Below are 18,733 nucleotides of genomic sequence, written 5' to 3' on the forward strand. Positions count from 1 at the left end.
AATAAAGCTGTTAATAGCTATTATAAGTATAAACGTCCAACTCATTAGGAGGTTATATATGGCAAGTGGATGGGCACGAGAAGGTGCAGTTCAAGATCAAATAGACGCAAGTGTTAACGATGCTGTTCAGTACGCTCGCAGTAATTTGGCTTCAGGCTCAAGTGCTGAGTTGTGCGAAGAATGTGATGCTGCGATCCCTCAAGCGCGTAGATTGGCGTTACCCGGTGTTCGTTATTGTGTTGCATGCCAGCAAGCAATTGAAGGCAAGAGCGCAACAGTGGGGGCTTTTAATCGCCGAGGCAGTAAAGACAGTCAATTGCGCTAAAAAAAGGTGCTAAAAGCACCTTTTTAATTTAAACCTACTTGCTTTAATACAAATTTAAAAACGACTCATATCTTCTTTTTTCTGAATAAGCTCAATTGCATAGCCATCAGGGTCTTTTACAAAAGCAATTTCAGTAGTACCACCTTTTACAGGCCCAGGTTCACGACTAACATTGCCACCGGCAGCTTTAATATCAGCACATGTTTTGTAAATATCATCAAATTCAATGGCTATATGGCCATAAGCATTGCCTAAGTCGTAACTGTCTTGATCCCAGTTATAGGTTAGCTCTAATACCGTATTGTCTTTTTCGTCTCCGTAACCAACAAAGGCTAAGGTATAACGATATTCTTCGTTATCTGCACGGCGTAACTCTTTCATCCCAAGTACTTTGGTATAAAATTCGATTGATTTTTCTAAATCAGCAACACGTAACATAGTGTGTAATAAACGCATTTAAGCACCCTTGGATTGTCTTTAAATTTAAAAAATACTGTTACAACATGACGAAGACTGCGCAAAATAGCGCTTATTATAAAAGTAAGCTAAAACTCATTTTTATAATATATCGCATGTTTGCTTAGCAGCTACTTTGGCCATACACAGAGTAAAACACTGCAATTTGAGACTCAAAATATAATTGTGTATTCAGCGCAGGCCAGAAAATATAACAGTAGTAAGTCTTGATGCACATTCTATGGTTTTCATATAGATTTGCAATACATCTAGGTTGCACAACCTCTTAAACAATTTCACTATGGGATTTATTTAGCGTGCAGCAATCTAATTGCTCTGTTTCTACTAAGGCGCAAGCTTAGTTGAGGTATTAAAAGCAATAAAAACACCAGCCGAAGCGTAAAGTAGGTACAGGTACAGTCATAAATACAGCTATACTAGAGCAAGTATGTGCAGTGGGTACCGATTTAATAGGTACAACTGCTACGTAACCAAAATCACTCAGCAAACTTGTTAACTGTAATGTGCCAGTATTGCCCGGTGTTTTTAATACCGTGATATTATGGCGTTAAAATACGGCTTTGATGAGCAAAAACATTTTCCGCCATCTTTGTGTGATGGTATTGATTTTTTATCGGCTGTATTTTTTGCTCTGTTAGTTTTTGCCGTAACAGGCGTTGCTAAAAAGGGTGAGTAGAGCAACAAAACTGGCGAGCAATTACAGATGCTTGTATAAAAGCTTTAAAACAGTAAGGAACCTATAATGAATTATTTAGCTACAACTATTCAACCTGGCGTTATAGTTGGCGATGAAGTAAGTGCGGTATATAAGCATGCCCGAACAAATCAATATGCATTACCTGCAGTTAACGTTGTTAGTACCTCGTCTATAAATGCAACTCTTGAAGCCGCGCAAACAATGAAGTCACCGGTTATCATTCAACTTTCAAATGGTGGAGCGCAGTTTTTTTGTGGTAAGGGCTTGTCGCTACCTGAACACCAAGGGGCTGTACTTGGCGCGGTTAGTGCTGCTAAGTATGTTCACTCTGTTGCTAAGCATTATGGTGTAGCGGTTATGCTACATACCGATCATGCTTCAAAAAAATTATTACCTTGGATTGATGGTTTATTAGATGAAGGCGAGCAGCATTTTGCACTTACTGGCAAGCCGCTTTTTAGTTCGCACATGATCGATCTTTCAGAAGAATCTTTAGAAGAAAATATTGAAATATGTGAACGTTACTTAGCGCGCATGGCAAAAATAGGCATGACCCTAGAAATTGAACTAGGATGCACCGGTGGTGAAGAAGACGGGGTGGATAACTCACATCTCGATAGTTCTGCGCTTTATACCCAGCCAGAAGATGTAGCTTACGCTTACGAGCGCTTAAGTCGTATTAGTCCAAACTTTATTATAGCGGCGTCATTTGGCAATGTTCATGGGGTATATAAACCGGGTAATGTTGTGCTTACTCCTACTATATTAAAAGACTCACAGGCCTATGTAGCAAAACAATTTGGCTTAGAGCATAACGCAATCAATTTTGTGTTTCATGGCGGTAGTGGCTCTGAGTACGATAAAATTGCAGAGTCGTTAACATACGGCGTAGTAAAAATGAATATCGATACAGATACGCAGTGGGCGTGTTGGAACGGTATTTTAAACTATTACCAAGACAAACAAGCGTATTTACAAGGGCAAATTGGTAACCCAGAAGGGGACGACAAGCCTAATAAAAAATACTATGATCCTCGCGTATGGCTTCGTCATACAGAGCAGCATATGGCCGCAAGACTAGAGCAATGTTTTAACGATTTAAATTGTGTAAATCGGTACAGCTCATAAAAATAGCTTGTTAGTAAGCTAAGGTAAGTTACTCGTTATGTTAGGCTCAACAGATCTGTTGAGCCTTTTAATACTAATAACACCGTTTTCTATGGCTAAGCTATTTATTCGTTAAATAAAATACAGCTAAACATTAAAATAGTAATTCAAAAATTAACTCAATAACGCTTTATACAGCAGCAATGCCTAGCGACACAGCTGCTCAGTAAAAAGACTATGACCAAAAGACGCTTTACTTCTTAACCTTGCCTTTAAGAACATAGATCTCGCCATCGAAGCTTCCTTGAATCGTCAATCCTTGTCCCGCTAACTCTTTCAGATACTCTATATGATCTTCAGTTATATGCTGCCCCGGAACCAACAGTGGGATGCCCGGTGGATATGGCGTAACTAAACCGGCACAAATGCGGTTGTTGCTTTTGCTAATAGGCACAGATTCGCGCTCGCCATAAAAAGCATCGCTTGGAATACACGCTAGGTCGATGGCAGGTAAATTCTCCGGCAAGCGGGAGCGACGCGTCGATGTTGACAGTTTTACCTTACCGCTGTCGAGTTTTTTTAATGCATTGTACAGACGAATGATCTTCGAACGCGTACCTCCAAGCGTCAGTAAAACCAAGATAGTACTGTGAGTGTATTTTTCTATTTCTAGCCCAATTTCATCCAGCAGGAATTTATGAATATCTTTTAACGAATAAGGCAATTGACTAATATCGATGAGAATTTTTAGTGGATCATGGCCCATATTGTCTCCGCTAAAATGCGGAAATATTTCCATAAAGTCTTGCTTACCAAGCACTTTAATATGGTTGAGCGAGGCCATTTGTTGTTTAAATTCTTCCACATGTTTTAGCAAGGCATTGAGCAGCTTATAGCCTTCCATTTCTAACTGCTTTTGGCACACGTCAAGCGACGCTATAAGCTGATACTTTGGCGATGTGCTGGCGTAAATACTGTAAATTTCTCGAAAGAAATCGGCATCAAAATCTGGATCGTTAATATGAATGTAAGACGCCTGAGAAAACGCCGATACCACTTTATGCGCAGAATGGGTGATATAGTCGGCTCCAGCATGAATGGCAGAATAATAGCGTAAGCTGGGATGAAAAAGGGAGTAAGCAAACCACGCTTCGTCGATAAACACTTTAATACCATGTTGATGGGCAAACGCTACCACTTGTTTCAAATCGCTCAGTAAGCCATCGTAAGTGCAACCAGTAAGAACCAGCAATTTTGCATCGGTATTTTGCTCGATCGCCTGCTTTATATCGGCCAACGAGGGTGGCGCGAAAATCCCATATTTAGGATTTAAAATACTCGACAAATAAATAGGAAAACTAGCTGATTGCAATATGCCATAGTGCACCGATTTATGACAATTTCGGTCGATGATTACTTTATCGCCCTTGCGCAGCAGTGTCTGCAAAATGATTTTATTTGAGGTAGATGAACCGTTCGTGACGAAATAGGTATGCTTAACTTCAAACGTCGCCGCGGCTGATTCTTGAGCACGGCCAATGGTATTGGTACTGTCTGACAATGAACCTAGCGAATCGACTGAAACCGACAGGTCGCCAACAAATACATTACGGCCATAAAACTGATAAAAATCTTTGATGTAGGGAGAGTTTCTAAAGCTAGAGCCGCCACTATGGCCAGGTGTGTGCCATGAATCGTTTGCTTCGCCAACATAACGACGATATGCCGTCCAGAATGGGGTTTCTCCTCGATCATCGAAGTCGTTGATCATATAGCCTAAAATCGCTTCCGGGTCAGAAATTACCTCATCTTTAAAAAAGAAAGACTCAATTTCCTCCGACTCGTTAACTATCTCTAATCCTTTCGTGTCGTCGCCAATAACATACACAGGCAACTCGATACGGATCCCCTTTAACTGCTCGATAAAGCGACTATAAGTTCTCTCACCCTTGTTGTGTACATCCCAACTGAGAACCACGGCTTGAATATCGCCATCTTCCTCTACATATTCCAACGCTTGCTTTAAATCAAGACATTCAATTATGTCGATATGAACATCATTTCGCTCAAAGTTAGGGATCGTTTTCGACAGATTCGTTGAAAGCTCTTGCAAGATGATAGGGTCTTGCTCAATTAACAAGATACGAAGTAAAGGTAACATAGGCGTTTTCGCAATAAAATTTCATAATGTTTAGTAGCATAACTAAAGGATTGATACTTGTGAAATTAATACTTTGAAAATGCGCCAATAATTACGCAAAATCACGAATAAATAGATTTTATTTAAATTGACTTGCAAGGTATGAAAAATCAAAGGTGCCAAAGTCAGCCACCTACTTTAAAAAACAAAAAGTAATACTGGAATGCGCATTAATTATTGAGTTGAAGTAGCTCATATCTGACTTACAGCTATGAGCGAGAAGCAGACGGTCGGTTAAACTCGTTTTTGGACAAAAATGAGTTACGGACTGAGGACGGCTTGTTGCCCATACTATGAAAAACTATTTTGAATAAATTGTCTTGAGTGTGTTCTTAGTTAGAAACCATCCTACAATGCCAGTGCTTTATTTTATTCAAGATATCAGCATAGGCATTTTCTCAGGTGAAAATTTATAGCTTGGTCTCGGCCTTATGGAATTTGAACTAATACATTTTCGCTATCAGCATCTAAGATTGACTTCGGATTTTGAACATATCCAAGCTCGTCTTTAACATAGGTAGTTACTGATTTAGCCAAATAATCACTCAAAGATCTATCTGTTACGTATTTTTTTGATAAAACAGCATCAGGTTTTTCACCTTTCATAGCTTGAGATAAGTGATATGTCCAAATCCCTTGCTTTAAGTTGTCACATGAATACGAGCTTTGTCCTGGTTGACACGAAAAATATGATGCCAAGTAGTTACTATCACTTAATATGATCTTTATTTCATCAACATCAATATTAGACAGTGTATTCCTGCTATTGGCACATACAAATGACTGTGCACAAGCATCAATAAAAATCATCGCAGAATTGCACTCCGACTTAGACAGTGGATCTAATAAAACATCGCGAAGTGAAATTGCAGTTTTATCGACATTCATTGGATGCATATCGTAAGTAGATAAGTAATTAGTTACACCATTATGAAAGCCGTGACCAACATAATAAAAAATAAGGCGATCTTTTGAGGATAATCCATAGAAAAGGCCTTGTAGGTCATACTGCAAGCTGTTCGATGGTTTGAAGGTTAGAGAAGGTTTTTATGTAAAGCCGGGAAACACCTTATTAAGCATTGGCCAGCTAGATCAAGTTTGGGTTGAAGCAGAAGTGTTTGAACGTGACGCAGCTTTAATTAAAAAAGGACTTCCTGTATCAATGACACTGGATTATTTACCCGGTGAGGACTGGGCTGGTGTCGTTGATTATGTTTATCCAACATTGAACAGTAAAACACGCACACTCCGAGTGAGATTGAAATTTGATAACACAGACTATCAATTAAAACCAAATATGTTTGCACAAGTCTCTATTCACGCTAATCAAGCTGATAGCACCATCCTCGTGCCTAAAGAAGCCGTTATTAGAACAGGTAAACAGGACAGAGTAGTACTTGCGTTAGGTGATGGGCAATTTAAATCTATTGAAGTGACTATTGGCCGGGTTGATATCGACAGCATCGAAATATTAGACGGCTTAAATGAAGATGACGTTGTGGTGACATCTGCCCAATTCTTGATTGATTCTGAATCAAGTAAAAGCTCTGACTTTAAACGAATGACTCATGATGAAGTGCCTAACTCTGTTTGGATGCAAGGGGATGTTAATAGTGTTATGGCAGGGCACCGCATGGTTAATATTTCACATGGCCCTGCTGAAGCTTGGGATTGGCCTGAAATGGTTATGGATTTTACTGTGGCTGAAAAAGTCGATATTGACTCATTAAAGTCAGGTCAATCTTTGCACTTTGAAGTGAGCAAAACCGAAGACGGTGGATATGAAATTACTGGAATTCATATCATGAGTGAGCCTGAAGTATCATCAGCAACAGTATCTGGTTTGATCAATGCGATTGATATTGATACACGGATTCTAAATATTAGCAGAGGCCCAATAGAGAAATGGGATAGACCTGCTGCGACGATGGATTTTATCGTCGCGGACAATATAGAAATGGTTGATTTCAATGTCGGTGATAATGTCACTTTCACTTTTGAGGTTAGAGATGACTTAGTTATCACTGACATTTCTCTTGAATCAGATGAACAACACGGCAAGGAAAATAAAGCTGCTGTTGATCATTCTAATCATTAAGTGGGAGAAAAATAATGATTGAATCAATTATTAGATGGTCTATCGGCAATCGTTTCTTTGTTTTGTTGATTACCTTAATTATCGCGTTTGGTGGTTTGTATTCATTACAAAAAACACCAGTAGATGCACTCCCCGATCTTTCTGATGTGCAGGTGATAATTAAGACGAGCTATCCGGGACAGGCACCACAAGTAGTGCAAGATCAAGTGACGTTTCCCCTTACTACAGCCATGTTGTCAGTACCGGGAGCGCAAACTGTTCGTGGTTACTCATTTTTTGGTGATTCCTACGTCTATATCATTTTTGATGATGATACTGATTTGTATTGGGCTAGAAGCAGAGTACTTGAATACTTAAGCCAAGTAGCATCAAGCCTGCCTGATTCGGCAAAACCACAATTAGGACCTGATGCGACAGGAGTGGGTTGGGTATACATCTACGCTTTAACAGATAAGTCAGGAAACCATGATCTAAGCCAATTAAGAAGTATTCAAGACTGGTTTTTAAAGTATGAACTACAAACTGTTCCGGGCGTGTCTGAGGTTTCCGCCGTTGGCGGTATGGTTAAGCAATATCAGGTGCAAGTAGATCCTGACAAATTGAGAGCTTACGATATTCCTCTAAGTTTAATACAAATAGCCTTACAAAAAGGGAACAAAGAAACTGGCGCATCCGTTGTGGAAATGGCTGAAGCTGAATATATGGTTACCGCAACGGGGTATATTCAATCAGTTAGTGATATAGAGAAAATTCCACTTGGTATTAACGAACAAGGCACGCCGTTGCGTATTGGAGATGTTGCCAACGTTAACCTTGGTCCTCAAATGCGCCGTGGTATCGCAGAACTTAATGGCGAAGGCGAAGTTGTTGGTGGTGTTGTCGTTATGCGCTTTGGTGAAAATGCTCAACAAACCATAAATGGGGTAAAAGAAAAGCTTGAGTCGCTCAAATCTTCTTTACCAGAGGGGGTGGAGGTTGTCCCTGTCTATGACAGATCGAAGTTAATAGATCGTGCTGTTGATAACCTTTGGAGCAAGTTGCTAGAGGAGCTTGCAGTCGTGGCTATTGTCTGTGTGGCTTTCCTATTTCATCTTCGCTCATCTATTGTGGCAGTTATTACTCTGCCATTAGGTATCTTGGTGTCGTTCATTATCATGTATATGCAAGGCATCAATGCCAACATTATGTCTTTAGGCGGTATCGCTATTGCGATTGGTGCGATGACTGATGGTGCAATAGTGATGATTGAAAATATGCACAAGCATATGGAGAAAACACCACTAACAGATGAAAATCGCTGGCAAATTGTTGCTAAGGCTGCGAGTGAAGTAGGCCCTGCACTATTTTTTAGCTTACTGATCATTACAGTCTCATTCTTACCTGTATTTATCTTGGAAGCGCAAGAAGGAAGAATGTTCTCTCCGCTCGCCTATACAAAAACCTATGCAATGGCGGCATCAGCAGGTTTGGCGATCACATTGGTGCCTGTTTTGATGGGCTACTTTATTCGAGGCAAAGTTGTTTCTGAAAAGAAAAACCCGTTAAACCGATTATTGATTGCTATCTACATGCCTGTTTTAAAGCAAGTCATGAAGTTTCCAAAATCGACAATAGTAGCAGCAATATTAGTGACTATCGTTGGCTTTTGGCCTGTCGATAAAATTGGTAGTGAATTCATTCCGCCATTGGATGAAGGCGATCTCATGTATATGCCTACTACCTATCCCGGTATTTCAATTGGTAAAGCAAGGGAGTTATTGCAGCAAACAGACAAGCTTATTCGCACTGTGCCAGAAGTTGAAACTGTATTTGGTAAAGTAGGAAGAGCTGAAACTGCAACCGATCCTGCACCTTTAACCATGATTGAAACCTTTATTCAATTGAAGCCACAAGAGCAGTGGCGAGAGGGTGTGACTACTGAATCGTTAAAAGCTGAGTTTGATAAATTGGTTAAGTTTCCGGGCTTAACGAATGCTTGGGTTATGCCAATCAAGACCCGAATCGACATGTTAGCAACAGGCATAAAAACGCCTGTGGGTATTAAAGTCGCCGGACCAGAGCTTGATGTGATTCAGGAAATCGGCCAACAAATAGAGCAAATTTTACCCGAAGTTACAGGCACAGCATCAGTTTACTCAGAGCGAGTTGCAGGTGGACGATATATCAAGGTTGATATTTCACGCGATAAGGCAAGTCGCTTTGGGTTAAACATCGAAGATGTTCAACAAGTGGTTTCTACAGCTATTGGTGGTATGAACGTTACCCAAACGGTAGAAGGTCAAGAGCGTTACCCTGTTAACTTACGCTATCCGCAAGACTATCGAGACTCTCCTGAGCAGCTATCACGATTACCTGTTGTAACACCAAGTGGTCAACGCATTGCACTAGGTGATGTCGCAGATATTCGAGTTGAGAACGGTCCGCCGGGGATTAAGAGTGAAAATGCTCGTTTAAATGGCTGGACGTTTATCGATATAGACGGTGTTGACGTAGGTACTTATGTTGAAAGTGCAAAAATACACTTGGCTAATAATCTAAAACTACCAGCAGGTTATTCAATTACTTGGGCTGGGCAATACGAATATATGGAAAGAGCGAAAGAAAAGCTCACCTATGTATTGCCTTTAACACTCGCCATTATTGTTATTCTACTTTACTTAAACTTCAGAGCGTTTAGTGAGGTGGCTATCATTATCGTTACCTTGCCGATGGCGATGATTGGTGGCTTATGGTTGATGTATCTGGAAGGGTTTAACTTCTCTGTGGCTGTTGGCGTGGGCTTTATTGCTCTAGCTGGGGTAGCGGTTGAGATTGGTGTGATAATGTTGGTCTATCTCAATCAGGCACTTGCTGAGCTTAAGGAAAAAGCTGAAGAGCGAGCTGAACCTATCTCTGATGATGCATATCAAGATGCATTATTGCACGGTGCAGGCTTACGAGTTCGTCCAGTAATGATGACAGTTGCAACAATCATTATCGGCTTGATGCCCATTTTATATGGTACAGGAACAGGTTCGGAGATTATGAGTCGTATTGCTGCACCTATGGTAGGCGGAATGACAAGTGCTGTGCTACTCACTCTTATTGTGCTCCCAGTAATTTACTCAATCGTTAAAAAGCCAGAATTAAACGCCTTTAACAAGGAGCTTTCTAAGGCGGAGCTAAAAAGTAATGCTTAGCGAAGTTAAGAAACCATAAATAGCAATTTCAATAAACTAAAATAGAGGTAAATATGAAAAAACTAATTAAATTTTTAACCGTAATCAGTGTCGTTTTTAGTAGTGCGGTATTTGCGCATGTGCATCTTGAAAAAAGTGTGCCTGCTGATAATGCAATGCTAATGAATCCTCCAGAAGAGTTAACTTTGGTGTTCACCAAAGAGGTACGTGTTGTAAAAGTTTCATTGGCCAATAAACAAGGCGAAGAATTTAAATTTGGATTCGAGCCTTCTAAAGTCGCTACTAGCAAATTTACATGGAAACTACCTAAATTAGCTCCTGCAAACTATACTGTGGATGTAACCTTCTTAGGTAACGATGGTCATAAAATGAAACATAGCTTCGGCTTTATGGTTCACTAAAATAGGCGGTGTGATTGATATGGAAATGTATATCTGGAATACAGTCATTGTACTGTCAAAAATTGTATTTTACGTCGGCTTTGCCTGTATTGCTGGTTATACATTTTTCAGGCAAATATTTGAGAATAATGAATCTCATACTAATATTGTAATAGCGAATTTAACGTGGACAAGAACTTATATAGTTATGGCTTTGATCGCTAATATTACTTGGTTCTTTGCCAGTACTGGTGCAATGGCAGAAGAGGGAATTCAGGGGGTGATAGACGCTGATATATTGGCTATTATGTGGGACTCCTCTGTCGGCACTGGAGCTTTGCTTCGAGCGCTTGGGCTAGTTACCGCAATAATCGCTTTAGCTTTAAGGTTCAAACTCGCTGTGAACTCGTACTTAAAACAAAGCGCTTTAATGTTGAGTTTATTAATCCTTGCATACTCATTCACGTTACTGGGTCATATTTCTGAGTTAGGCACAATTGAAAAAGGCTTGCTTATTTTGCATGTGCTCGTTATGGCATGGTGGTTTGGGGCGTTATTGCCACTAAAACAGGCTTGCCATCAGCTAAGTTATGCAGAACTTCATTTGCTGATGGAAAGCTTTGGCAAACAAGCAAGTTTTACAGTGAGCCTATTGTTGGTAGCAGGCCTCTGGCTCGTGATTCAATTGGTCGGAAGTCTTGATGCACTAATAAGCTCAAGTTACGGACAAACACTGTTGTTTAAATTGGCCCTTGTAGTGTCTATTTTGGCACTTGCTGCTAAACATAAACTAATACTCGTTCCACAACTTAAAAATAGTCAAGGCAGAGAGGCTTTATCTAAATCTATCTCGATAGAAATGCTAGTAGCTTTTGCCATTTTATCTGTAACGGCTGGGCTTACTAGTGTTGTTGGCCCTGCAAATTAAAACCTAAAAGAGAGAATGAAAATGAAAACAATAAATATATTACTCGTTTTATTAATGACGTTTAGTTTCGCAGCAAACGCTCATGGTGATAAGAACAAAGACAAAGGTTTGTTTAAAGGTATAGATACCCCTGCCGCAAAAGTTGTTTTGGCATTTCATCAAGCACTTGAAACTGGCAATCAAAAACAGGCTAGAGCGCAGTTAGCGGATGATGTCACCATTTTCGAGGGAGGCCGCGTTGAAAGGAGCGCTGATGAATATGCTCATCATCATATGTTGTCGGATATGAAGTATTTAGCAGCGATGAAGAGCGACACACTTGAACATCAAGTGACGATACTTGGAAATACCGCTATCTCTGCGTCGCGTAGTCAAACTACAGGTACTCATAAAGGTGTTGAACGCGATTATCAAGGCATGGAAACGATAGTGCTGGAAAAACAAAATGGTGAATGGAAGATTAAGCACATTCATTGGTCACATTAATTTATTGGTTAAATAACGGAGTACAAAATGAGAATTAAAAGTCCATTACATCAAGTTTCTACGCCACGTAGACGCTTTGTACAAGGTGTAATTGCTGGCGGTGTATTAGCTGCTTTTCCAAGTGTTCTTCATGCAGCTTCATCTTTGATTGCTGGAACTTCAACAGGTACTGCGCCCGAACTAAGTGGAGAAGTAATAGATTTAGTGATAGATGAGTCACCCGTAAACTTCACAGGTGTTGTAAGAATGGCTACAACAATCAATGGCTCAATACCAGCTCCTACCTTGCGCCTCAGAGAAGGTGATGACGTTACTATCAGGGTAACTAATAAATTATCAGTGCCGAGTTCAATTCATTGGCATGGGATCATTCTTCCGTATCAAATGGATGGTGTACCGGGCATTAGCTTTAAAGGCATTATGCCTGGCGAAACGTTTGTTTATAAATTTAAGTTACAACAAAGCGGTACTTATTGGTATCACTCACACAGTGGCTTTCAAGAAATGACCGGTATGTATGGGGCGTTAATTATTGAGCCTCGTGAGCAAGATGTTATCAGCGCAGATAATGAACATATTATTCAACTCTCTGATTGGACTGATGATGATCCTATGGAGTTATTCCGTAAATTAAAAATTCAGGGGGATGTGTTTAACTTTAATCAGCCCACTGTACCTGAGTTTTTTGATGACATAGCAACAAGCGGCGTTGCTAATGCACTTCAACGACGTGAAATGTGGAACCAGATGCGAATGAGTCCAACCGATTTAGCTGATTTATCGGCTTCGGCAATGACCTATTTAATGAATGGTACTGCGCCAATGGCTAATTGGCGTGGGCTGTTTAAAGCGGGTGAAAAAGTACGTTTAAGATTTATTAATGGCTCAAGTAACACCTTTTTTGATGTACGTATCCCAGAGTTAAAATTAACTGTGGTACAAGCAGATGGACAAAATGTTGAACCCGTTACCGTAGATGAGTTTCGCTTTGGTCCAGGTGAAACCTACGATGTGGTTGTTGAGCCTAAAAATGACGCATACACAATTTTTGCACAAAGCATGGACCGCTCAGGTTATGCCAAAGGGACTTTGTCTGTCGCTGCTAATATTGATGCGCCAGTGCCTGCACTTGACCCAGTTGAGTGGTTAGCAATGCGGGATATGATGGGCAATATGGATCACTCTGCTATGCCTGGAATGGATCACAGCGCTATGGGCCACGCTAGCATGGACAAAACCAGTATGGATCAGGGGGCAATGGATCATAGCACAATGGACCACGGTGCAATGGCAATGGACCATAGTAAGCATAATATGGGTAAAAACCCACTGGCTGTTCCAAGTCAGAAAGTTCGCCACGCTAAAACAGAATATGGCGCCTCAATTGATATGCGCGTTGATACGCCACGCACAAACTTAGACGATCCTGGTATTGGGCTGCGCAATAACGGCCGTCGAGTTTTAACACTTGCAGATTTACGCTCTCTTGATGGCATAGTTGACCACCAAGCACCCGAAGCCGAAATTGAGCTGCATTTAACCGGCAACATGGAACGCTACAGCTGGTCTTTTGATGGCTTAGAGTTTGGTAAAAGTACCCCTGTGCATATGAAGCATAATCAGCGGGTACGAGTTATTTTACAAAACGATACCATGATGACACACCCTATGCATTTACATGGTATGTGGAGCGACTTGGAGAACGATCAAGGTGATGTGTTAGTTCGCCGCCACACCATAATGGTACAGCCCGCCCAAAGAATTAGCTTTTTAACTACGCCACATGATGTTGGTCGTTGGGCTTGGCATTGTCATTTACTGTTTCATATGGATGCAGGTATGTTTAGAGAGGTGGTTGTATCATGAGAAATTTAACCTTATCAACAGTACTTACTAGTGCACTATTAATTAGCGCACCGTTATTGAGCCTGCATGTGTTTGCTCAAACTGAAATGGGTGACATGTCTGGCGATATGGCGGGCGATAAAATGCAGCCGCAAGGCGGCGATGCCCCTAAAAATGCTCGCGATCCACACGCTTATGCTAATGGCACAACCTTAACGCAAGGGCCATATGCTTTAGCAGATGGCGAGCGCTTAACCCTTGCGGATGAGCATAAGTTTTACGCTATTTTAGGTGATCGTCTTGAGTATAACGAACAAGCCGATGCTGCTGTTTTCGATTTACAAGCTTGGTACGGCACCACCTTTAATCGATTAGTGATAAAAACCGAGGGCGATGTTAGTTATGGCAAGCTTGAAGAAAATCAAACTGATATTTTATGGGGTCATGCAATTTCGGCTTATTGGGATACGCAAGTCGGTATTCGCTACGATTATTATAAAGAAGGCAAAAACCGTCAATGGTTAGCGTTTGGTATTCAAGGCTTAGCACCTTATTGGTTTGAGCTTGATATGACAGCGTATGTAGGTGAGAGCGGCAATACAGCATTTACAGCAGAAGCTGAATATGAGCTGCTTTTAACACAAAGGCTCATTATACAGCCTCGTGCTGAAATAACATTTTATGGTAAAGACGATGAACAAAATGAGCTAGGCAGTGGGCTATCTAGTACTGCTATTGGCGTTAGGGTTCGTTATGAATTTACTCGCCAATTTGCACCTTATGTAGGTGTAGAGTGGACTAATAAATTTGGTAGCACAGCAGATTACGCCAAGCTAAACGAGCAGAGCAGCAACGATACTGAGTTTGTTGCCGGTTTAAGATTTTGGTTTTAATACGAAGAAATAACTACATTGATTTAATGAGAGCTACCGCAATTATATTGATGGTAGCTTTTCATTTTGTCTGGGATTTAAACTATTTTGGTTATATTAGAACAGACATACCTAACGGCTTTTTCTGGAAAGAGCTAAGAGCAGTAATAGTAAGCTACTTCTTGTTTTCAGTCGGTGCCAGTCTGGTGTATACCTATCAAGGTGGAATATCAGCTAAGAAGTAAAGTTGGCGAATGGTTAAGGTTAAAGAGTAAAGGCAAAAAACATCGCCATTGAAAGACGTACAATAGGCCATTTTATCACTTTTGATGAACGGGAATTGGATGTGCCCGGGATAATAGAACCGATTGTTGCAAAGTACTGCGCTTAAAGCTGAACAATTGGAAAAATGACCCATTACTCAATACCTAGTTATGAGCGTAGGGTTTTTATTTCTTTTAATGGTGCTCATGCTTGGCTTCAATCTCATGAGTATAAATTAGACACCCCTTTTATACTTGTGAAGTTTAAGCTGTTTAAAAAAGTAAAAAGTAAAAAGTTTAGGTTTTAGTTCAAAGGTTGATCAAGATCATAAAATTATTTTTATAAAGTGGCTAATATTGTAGGTGCTAAAGAAGGAATGATAATGTTTGGACTTTTCAGGTGGTTTAAAATAGTAATAATAACTGTGTTGCTTACGCAGCATGGCTTTGCTATTGCTAAACCAATGAATTGTGAAGAGCATCATAATGGCTCATCCGACACGCATATTATACAACCAAGCAAAAATATGCATCATCAATCAATGATTGACAATAGTCACTATCACACTGAAAATTCGCAAGATTCTAAAAACCGTCATGGTGATGAAGACTGTGAAAAATGTAAAGCTGGTGATTGTGTTTGTTGTGAAGGCGGTTTTTGTACAAGCTTTCATTTAAATGCCTATCTTGTGCAAGCGCAAGAGGAAGGTATTTGCAATATTTACTCTGAGCTACTTCTACAGCGTACACCTCTACCAAAACCTGGTATCCATCTCTTACTTTATCGTCCACCAATTATTGGCTAATCACAGGATCAGTGCGTCTTTTTTTCGCCACTCCCATCAAAAATAGAATGACTTATTCATTGATTTAAATAATCAATTGTTTTGAACGATTAGTACGATATTTGGAAAGGCATTATGAAAATGCTCAAGTTATTGCCATTTACAGTAATTAATACTGTCGATTTTGGCCGAGATTCCTCTTTTTACCAAAAATTAGTTTTTAGCTTTTGCATTATTAATCACGAATAATCACTTGACCTGTGTCTTAGACACAGGCCTAAGCTGTAGGTGAGATTACAAACTTAGGTTAAGAACTAAGGAGTGAACATGAAAGTTGCAGAGCTGGCAAAAAGCCTTGGAACGACTGCTGATACGGTGCGCTATTACTCGCGATTGGGATTGTTAAAACCTGCTAAGTCAGTGAACGGCTACAAGTCATACTCGAATAAAGAAGTATCGAGACTTAAATTCATTTTAAGTGCCAGAAACCTTGGTTTTTCTGTTGCAGATATCAAGGAAATTATTAATGAATCTGAAGATGGTAAAAGTGCGTGCCCATTAGTCAGAAGCCTGATCAAAGAGCGGCTTGAAGAAACAGAAAAGCAGTTTCAAGCAATGTTGGCACTTCGAGGAAAAATGTCTTCTGCGCTTTCTCGATGGGAAGAAATGGAAGACAAAGCACCGACTGCAAACATGGTTTGTCATCTCATCGAAAACTTTGAGCAAATTAAAAAAGCATAGGAGGAAAAAGGGTGGCTACTAACACAAATATAAAAACTGAATCAGGCTGTTGCTGTCAGGCAAAAGCTCAATCCTCTTCGTGTAAAAGTAAGGAGAATACGTTGGAGAAAGTATCACATAACCAACAGCTTATCATTGAAGGTGCTGGGTGTGCTAGCTGTGTAGGCAAAATTGAAGGGGCGTTGAAGGCAACTCTTGGAGTCGTCAGTGCGGAAATGAATTTTGCTGATAGGACAGTAACAGTTTATGGGACAGCTAAAACAAAAGAATTGATCAAAGCTGTTGAGTCAGTGGGGTATAACGCGAAGCCAATTGATGATAGCTCAGCAACAGATGCGCTTGATGAGAAAGAGGCGGCTGATTGGGCATATTATAAGAAGCTAATGCGCGATACGTTTATTGCCCTTTCACTCGGCGTTCCTTTGATGATCTACAGCATTGTAGTTGGAGAAATGACGGTTGAAACAAACCTTGAACGAATTTCTTGGTTGGTTGTAGGCATTTTAACTTTTGGTGTTATGTATTTTTCAGGCAAGCATTTCTATGTAGGAGCATGGAAGAGCTTCAAAAATCATTCAGCCAATATGGACACCCTAATTGCTTTAGGAACAGGCACGGCTTGGTTGTATTCGATGGTTGTCGTGTTTGCACCTGACGCTGTTCCATTGATGGCACGGCATGTTTATTTTGAAGCTACCGCCATGATCATTGGCTTAATTGATTTAGGTTTAGCATTAGAAATCAAAGCCAGAGGTAAAACCTCTGAGGCCATTAAACGTCTTATCGGCTTGCAAGCCAAAACAGCAACCGTGGTTCGTGACAACAAAGAAGTTCAGATAGGTATTGAGCAGGTTTTATTTAACGATATTGTGAAGGTAAAACCGGGTGAAAAAATTCCCGTCGATGGCGTGGTATTGGAAGGACACACCTCTATTGATGAGTCCATGCTGACAGGCGAACCTATGCCTGCTGAAAAAGCTGAAGAAGATGAGGTTGTCGCAGGTACTTTGAACAAATCAGGCATGATTTTATTTAGAGCCACACGCGTTGGTAAAGACACGGCGCTTGCACAGATCATCAATATGGTGAAACGAGCACAAAATTCGAAACCGCCGATTGGCCGTTTGGCCGATGTTATTTCAGCTTTTTTCGTACCTGTCGTGATGATCACCTCTGTTTTAAGTGCGCTAGCATGGCTTAACTTTGGACCTGAGCCAGCCATTGCTTTTGCCATCGTTTCAGCAACTACTGTGCTTATTATTGCCTGCCCGTGTGCTTTAGGCTTGGCAACACCCATGTCTGTCATGGTGGGAGTAGGAAAAGCAGCAGAAGCCGGAGTGCTTATTCGCAACGGTGAGGCACTGCAAACCGCCTCTAAAATCACTGCCATGATTTTAGATAAAACGGGCACTATTACTGAAGGGGCACCTAAGGTAACCGATATTATTTTAGCAAAAGCTACTGACGAAAAAGACGTACTACAGCTTGCAGCAAGTTTAGAAAGCGGCTCAGAGCATCCTTTAGCGCAAGCGATTGTTGAAAGTGCGTTAGATCAGGATATTGAGTTACTAAAAATTGAAGCCTTTAACGCCATTACGGGTTTTGGTGTAGAAGCAAGCTGCAACAACAAAGCCCTGCTTTTCGGAAACGATAAACTAATGAAGTTAAAAGGCATAGACCTCACAGGCTTTGTTGAACAAGCACAGTCTTTAGCCAAAGAAGCCAAAACACCTATGTACTTTGCTGTAGATGGTGAACTTGCAGCAATCATTGCTGTTGCAGATCCTATCAAGTCAGACTCAATCTCTGCTATCAAACGGCTTCAGGCTAATGGTATACGCGTCATCATGTTAACGGGTGATAACAAGGAAACCGCTGCCGCCGTAGCTAAAAAAGTGGGTATTAGTGAGTTTCTTGCTGAAGTGCTGCCAGAAGATAAAGCCAACAAGGTGAAAGAGCTACAAGAAGGCGGCGAAATTGTTGGTATGACAGGAGATGGCATCAACGATGCTCCTGCGCTAGCGTTAGCCGATGTTGGCTTCGCCATAGGCACAGGGACTGATGTAGCTATCGAAAGTGCTGACATTACCCTAATGCGTGGTTCACTTCATGGCCTTGCTGATGCCATAGCGGTAAGCAAAGCTACTTTACGAAATATCAAACAAAACTTGTTTGGCGCGTTTGTCTATAACGTAGCCGGGATTCCTTTTGCTGCGGGGGTTCTATATCCCTTCTTTGGCATTCTGCTTAGCCCTGTAATTGCAGGTGCTGCAATGGCGTTTTCGTCATTGACTGTAGTGTCAAATGCAAATCGACTTCGCTTTTTTAAAGCAAAAGAGCATTAAGGAGA

16 protein-coding genes and 1 pseudogene are annotated in these 18,733 nt (G+C 40.7%); 14 read left to right on the plus strand and 3 right to left on the minus strand.

Translation table 11 applies throughout. From position 1 onward, the window contains the following. Positions 1–58 precede the first annotated feature (58 nt). Complete coding sequence (locus tag PNIG_RS05820) at positions 59–325, plus strand: DksA/TraR family C4-type zinc finger protein (protein WP_089367986.1); 267 nt, start codon at positions 59–61, stop codon at positions 323–325. 54 nt (positions 326–379) lie between these two features. On the opposite strand, the gene gloA is transcribed toward PNIG_RS05820, so the two are convergent. Further along, positions 380–781: a lactoylglutathione lyase gene (gene gloA, locus PNIG_RS05825; RefSeq protein WP_011327777.1), complete on the minus strand. Its 402-nt coding sequence runs from the start codon at positions 779–781 to the stop codon at positions 380–382. A 562-nt stretch (positions 782–1,343) separates the two neighbouring features. On the opposite strand from gloA, the gene PNIG_RS20260 reads away from it, so the two are divergent. After that, complete coding sequence (locus tag PNIG_RS20260) at positions 1,344–1,478, plus strand: hypothetical protein (RefSeq protein WP_011327778.1); 135 nt, start codon at positions 1,344–1,346, stop codon at positions 1,476–1,478. Positions 1,479–1,544: 66 nt separating this feature from the next. Further along, positions 1,545–2,627, plus strand: coding sequence for a class II fructose-bisphosphate aldolase (fbaA, locus tag PNIG_RS05830; RefSeq protein WP_011327779.1), 1,083 nt, complete (start codon positions 1,545–1,547; stop codon positions 2,625–2,627). A 232-nt stretch (positions 2,628–2,859) separates the two neighbouring features. Here fbaA and PNIG_RS05835 read toward each other — a convergent pair whose 3' ends face one another. Then, on the minus strand, positions 2,860–4,767 hold the full coding sequence (locus PNIG_RS05835; protein WP_089367987.1) for an aminotransferase class V-fold PLP-dependent enzyme: 1,908 nt from the start codon (positions 4,765–4,767) through the stop codon (positions 2,860–2,862). A gap of 468 nt (positions 4,768–5,235) precedes the next feature. Beyond that, positions 5,236–5,820: a caspase family protein gene (locus PNIG_RS05840; RefSeq protein WP_244181064.1), complete on the minus strand. Its 585-nt coding sequence runs from the start codon at positions 5,818–5,820 to the stop codon at positions 5,236–5,238. A 7-nt stretch (positions 5,821–5,827) separates the two neighbouring features. Between PNIG_RS05840 and PNIG_RS05845 the strand changes: the two are divergent. The 11 genes and pseudogenes from PNIG_RS05845 to PNIG_RS05895 all read left to right on the plus strand — a co-directional run. Continuing rightward, a pseudogene (locus tag PNIG_RS05845) lies at positions 5,828–6,904 on the plus strand (efflux RND transporter periplasmic adaptor subunit); the annotation flags it as partial. Positions 6,905–6,918: 14 nt separating this feature from the next. Further along, positions 6,919–10,083, plus strand: a complete 3,165-nt coding sequence (locus PNIG_RS05850) for an efflux RND transporter permease subunit (RefSeq protein WP_016899201.1) — start codon at positions 6,919–6,921, stop codon at positions 10,081–10,083. Positions 10,084–10,136: 53 nt separating this feature from the next. After that, positions 10,137–10,484, plus strand: a complete 348-nt coding sequence (locus PNIG_RS05855) for a copper resistance CopC family protein (protein ID WP_008132134.1) — start codon at positions 10,137–10,139, stop codon at positions 10,482–10,484. Positions 10,485–10,503: 19 nt separating this feature from the next. Then, positions 10,504–11,391, plus strand: a complete 888-nt coding sequence (locus PNIG_RS05860; protein WP_089367988.1) for a copper resistance D family protein — start codon at positions 10,504–10,506, stop codon at positions 11,389–11,391. Positions 11,392–11,406: 15 nt separating this feature from the next. Continuing rightward, positions 11,407–11,877, plus strand: a complete 471-nt coding sequence (locus tag PNIG_RS05865; protein ID WP_021032425.1) for a YybH family protein — start codon at positions 11,407–11,409, stop codon at positions 11,875–11,877. Between the two features lie 27 nt (positions 11,878–11,904). After that, complete coding sequence (locus PNIG_RS05870) at positions 11,905–13,743, plus strand: copper resistance system multicopper oxidase (protein ID WP_089367989.1); 1,839 nt, start codon at positions 11,905–11,907, stop codon at positions 13,741–13,743. After that, positions 13,740–14,615: a copper resistance protein B gene (locus tag PNIG_RS05875; RefSeq protein ID WP_089367990.1), complete on the plus strand. Its 876-nt coding sequence runs from the start codon at positions 13,740–13,742 to the stop codon at positions 14,613–14,615. Before PNIG_RS05870 ends, PNIG_RS05875 begins: the two co-directional genes overlap by 4 nt. Then, on the plus strand, positions 14,606–14,839 hold the full coding sequence (locus tag PNIG_RS05880) for a heparan-alpha-glucosaminide N-acetyltransferase domain-containing protein (protein WP_024605464.1): 234 nt from the start codon (positions 14,606–14,608) through the stop codon (positions 14,837–14,839). Before PNIG_RS05875 ends, PNIG_RS05880 begins: the two co-directional genes overlap by 10 nt. A 401-nt stretch (positions 14,840–15,240) precedes the next feature. Beyond that, positions 15,241–15,663 (plus strand): hypothetical protein, encoded by a 423-nt coding sequence (locus PNIG_RS05885; protein ID WP_024605466.1) that lies wholly within the window; start codon positions 15,241–15,243, stop codon positions 15,661–15,663. 306 nt (positions 15,664–15,969) lie between these two features. Continuing rightward, a complete protein-coding gene (locus PNIG_RS05890) occupies positions 15,970–16,383 on the plus strand; it encodes a MerR family transcriptional regulator (RefSeq protein WP_004589265.1) in 414 nt (137 codons plus the stop codon). 101 nt (positions 16,384–16,484) lie between these two features. Beyond that, positions 16,485–18,728 (plus strand): heavy metal translocating P-type ATPase, encoded by a 2,244-nt coding sequence (locus PNIG_RS05895; protein WP_004589266.1) that lies wholly within the window; start codon positions 16,485–16,487, stop codon positions 18,726–18,728. Positions 18,729–18,733: the final 5 nt, after the last annotated feature.

The sequence above is a fragment of the Pseudoalteromonas nigrifaciens genome (assembly GCF_002221505.1).
GTDB lineage: Bacteria > Pseudomonadota > Gammaproteobacteria > Enterobacterales > Alteromonadaceae > Pseudoalteromonas > Pseudoalteromonas nigrifaciens.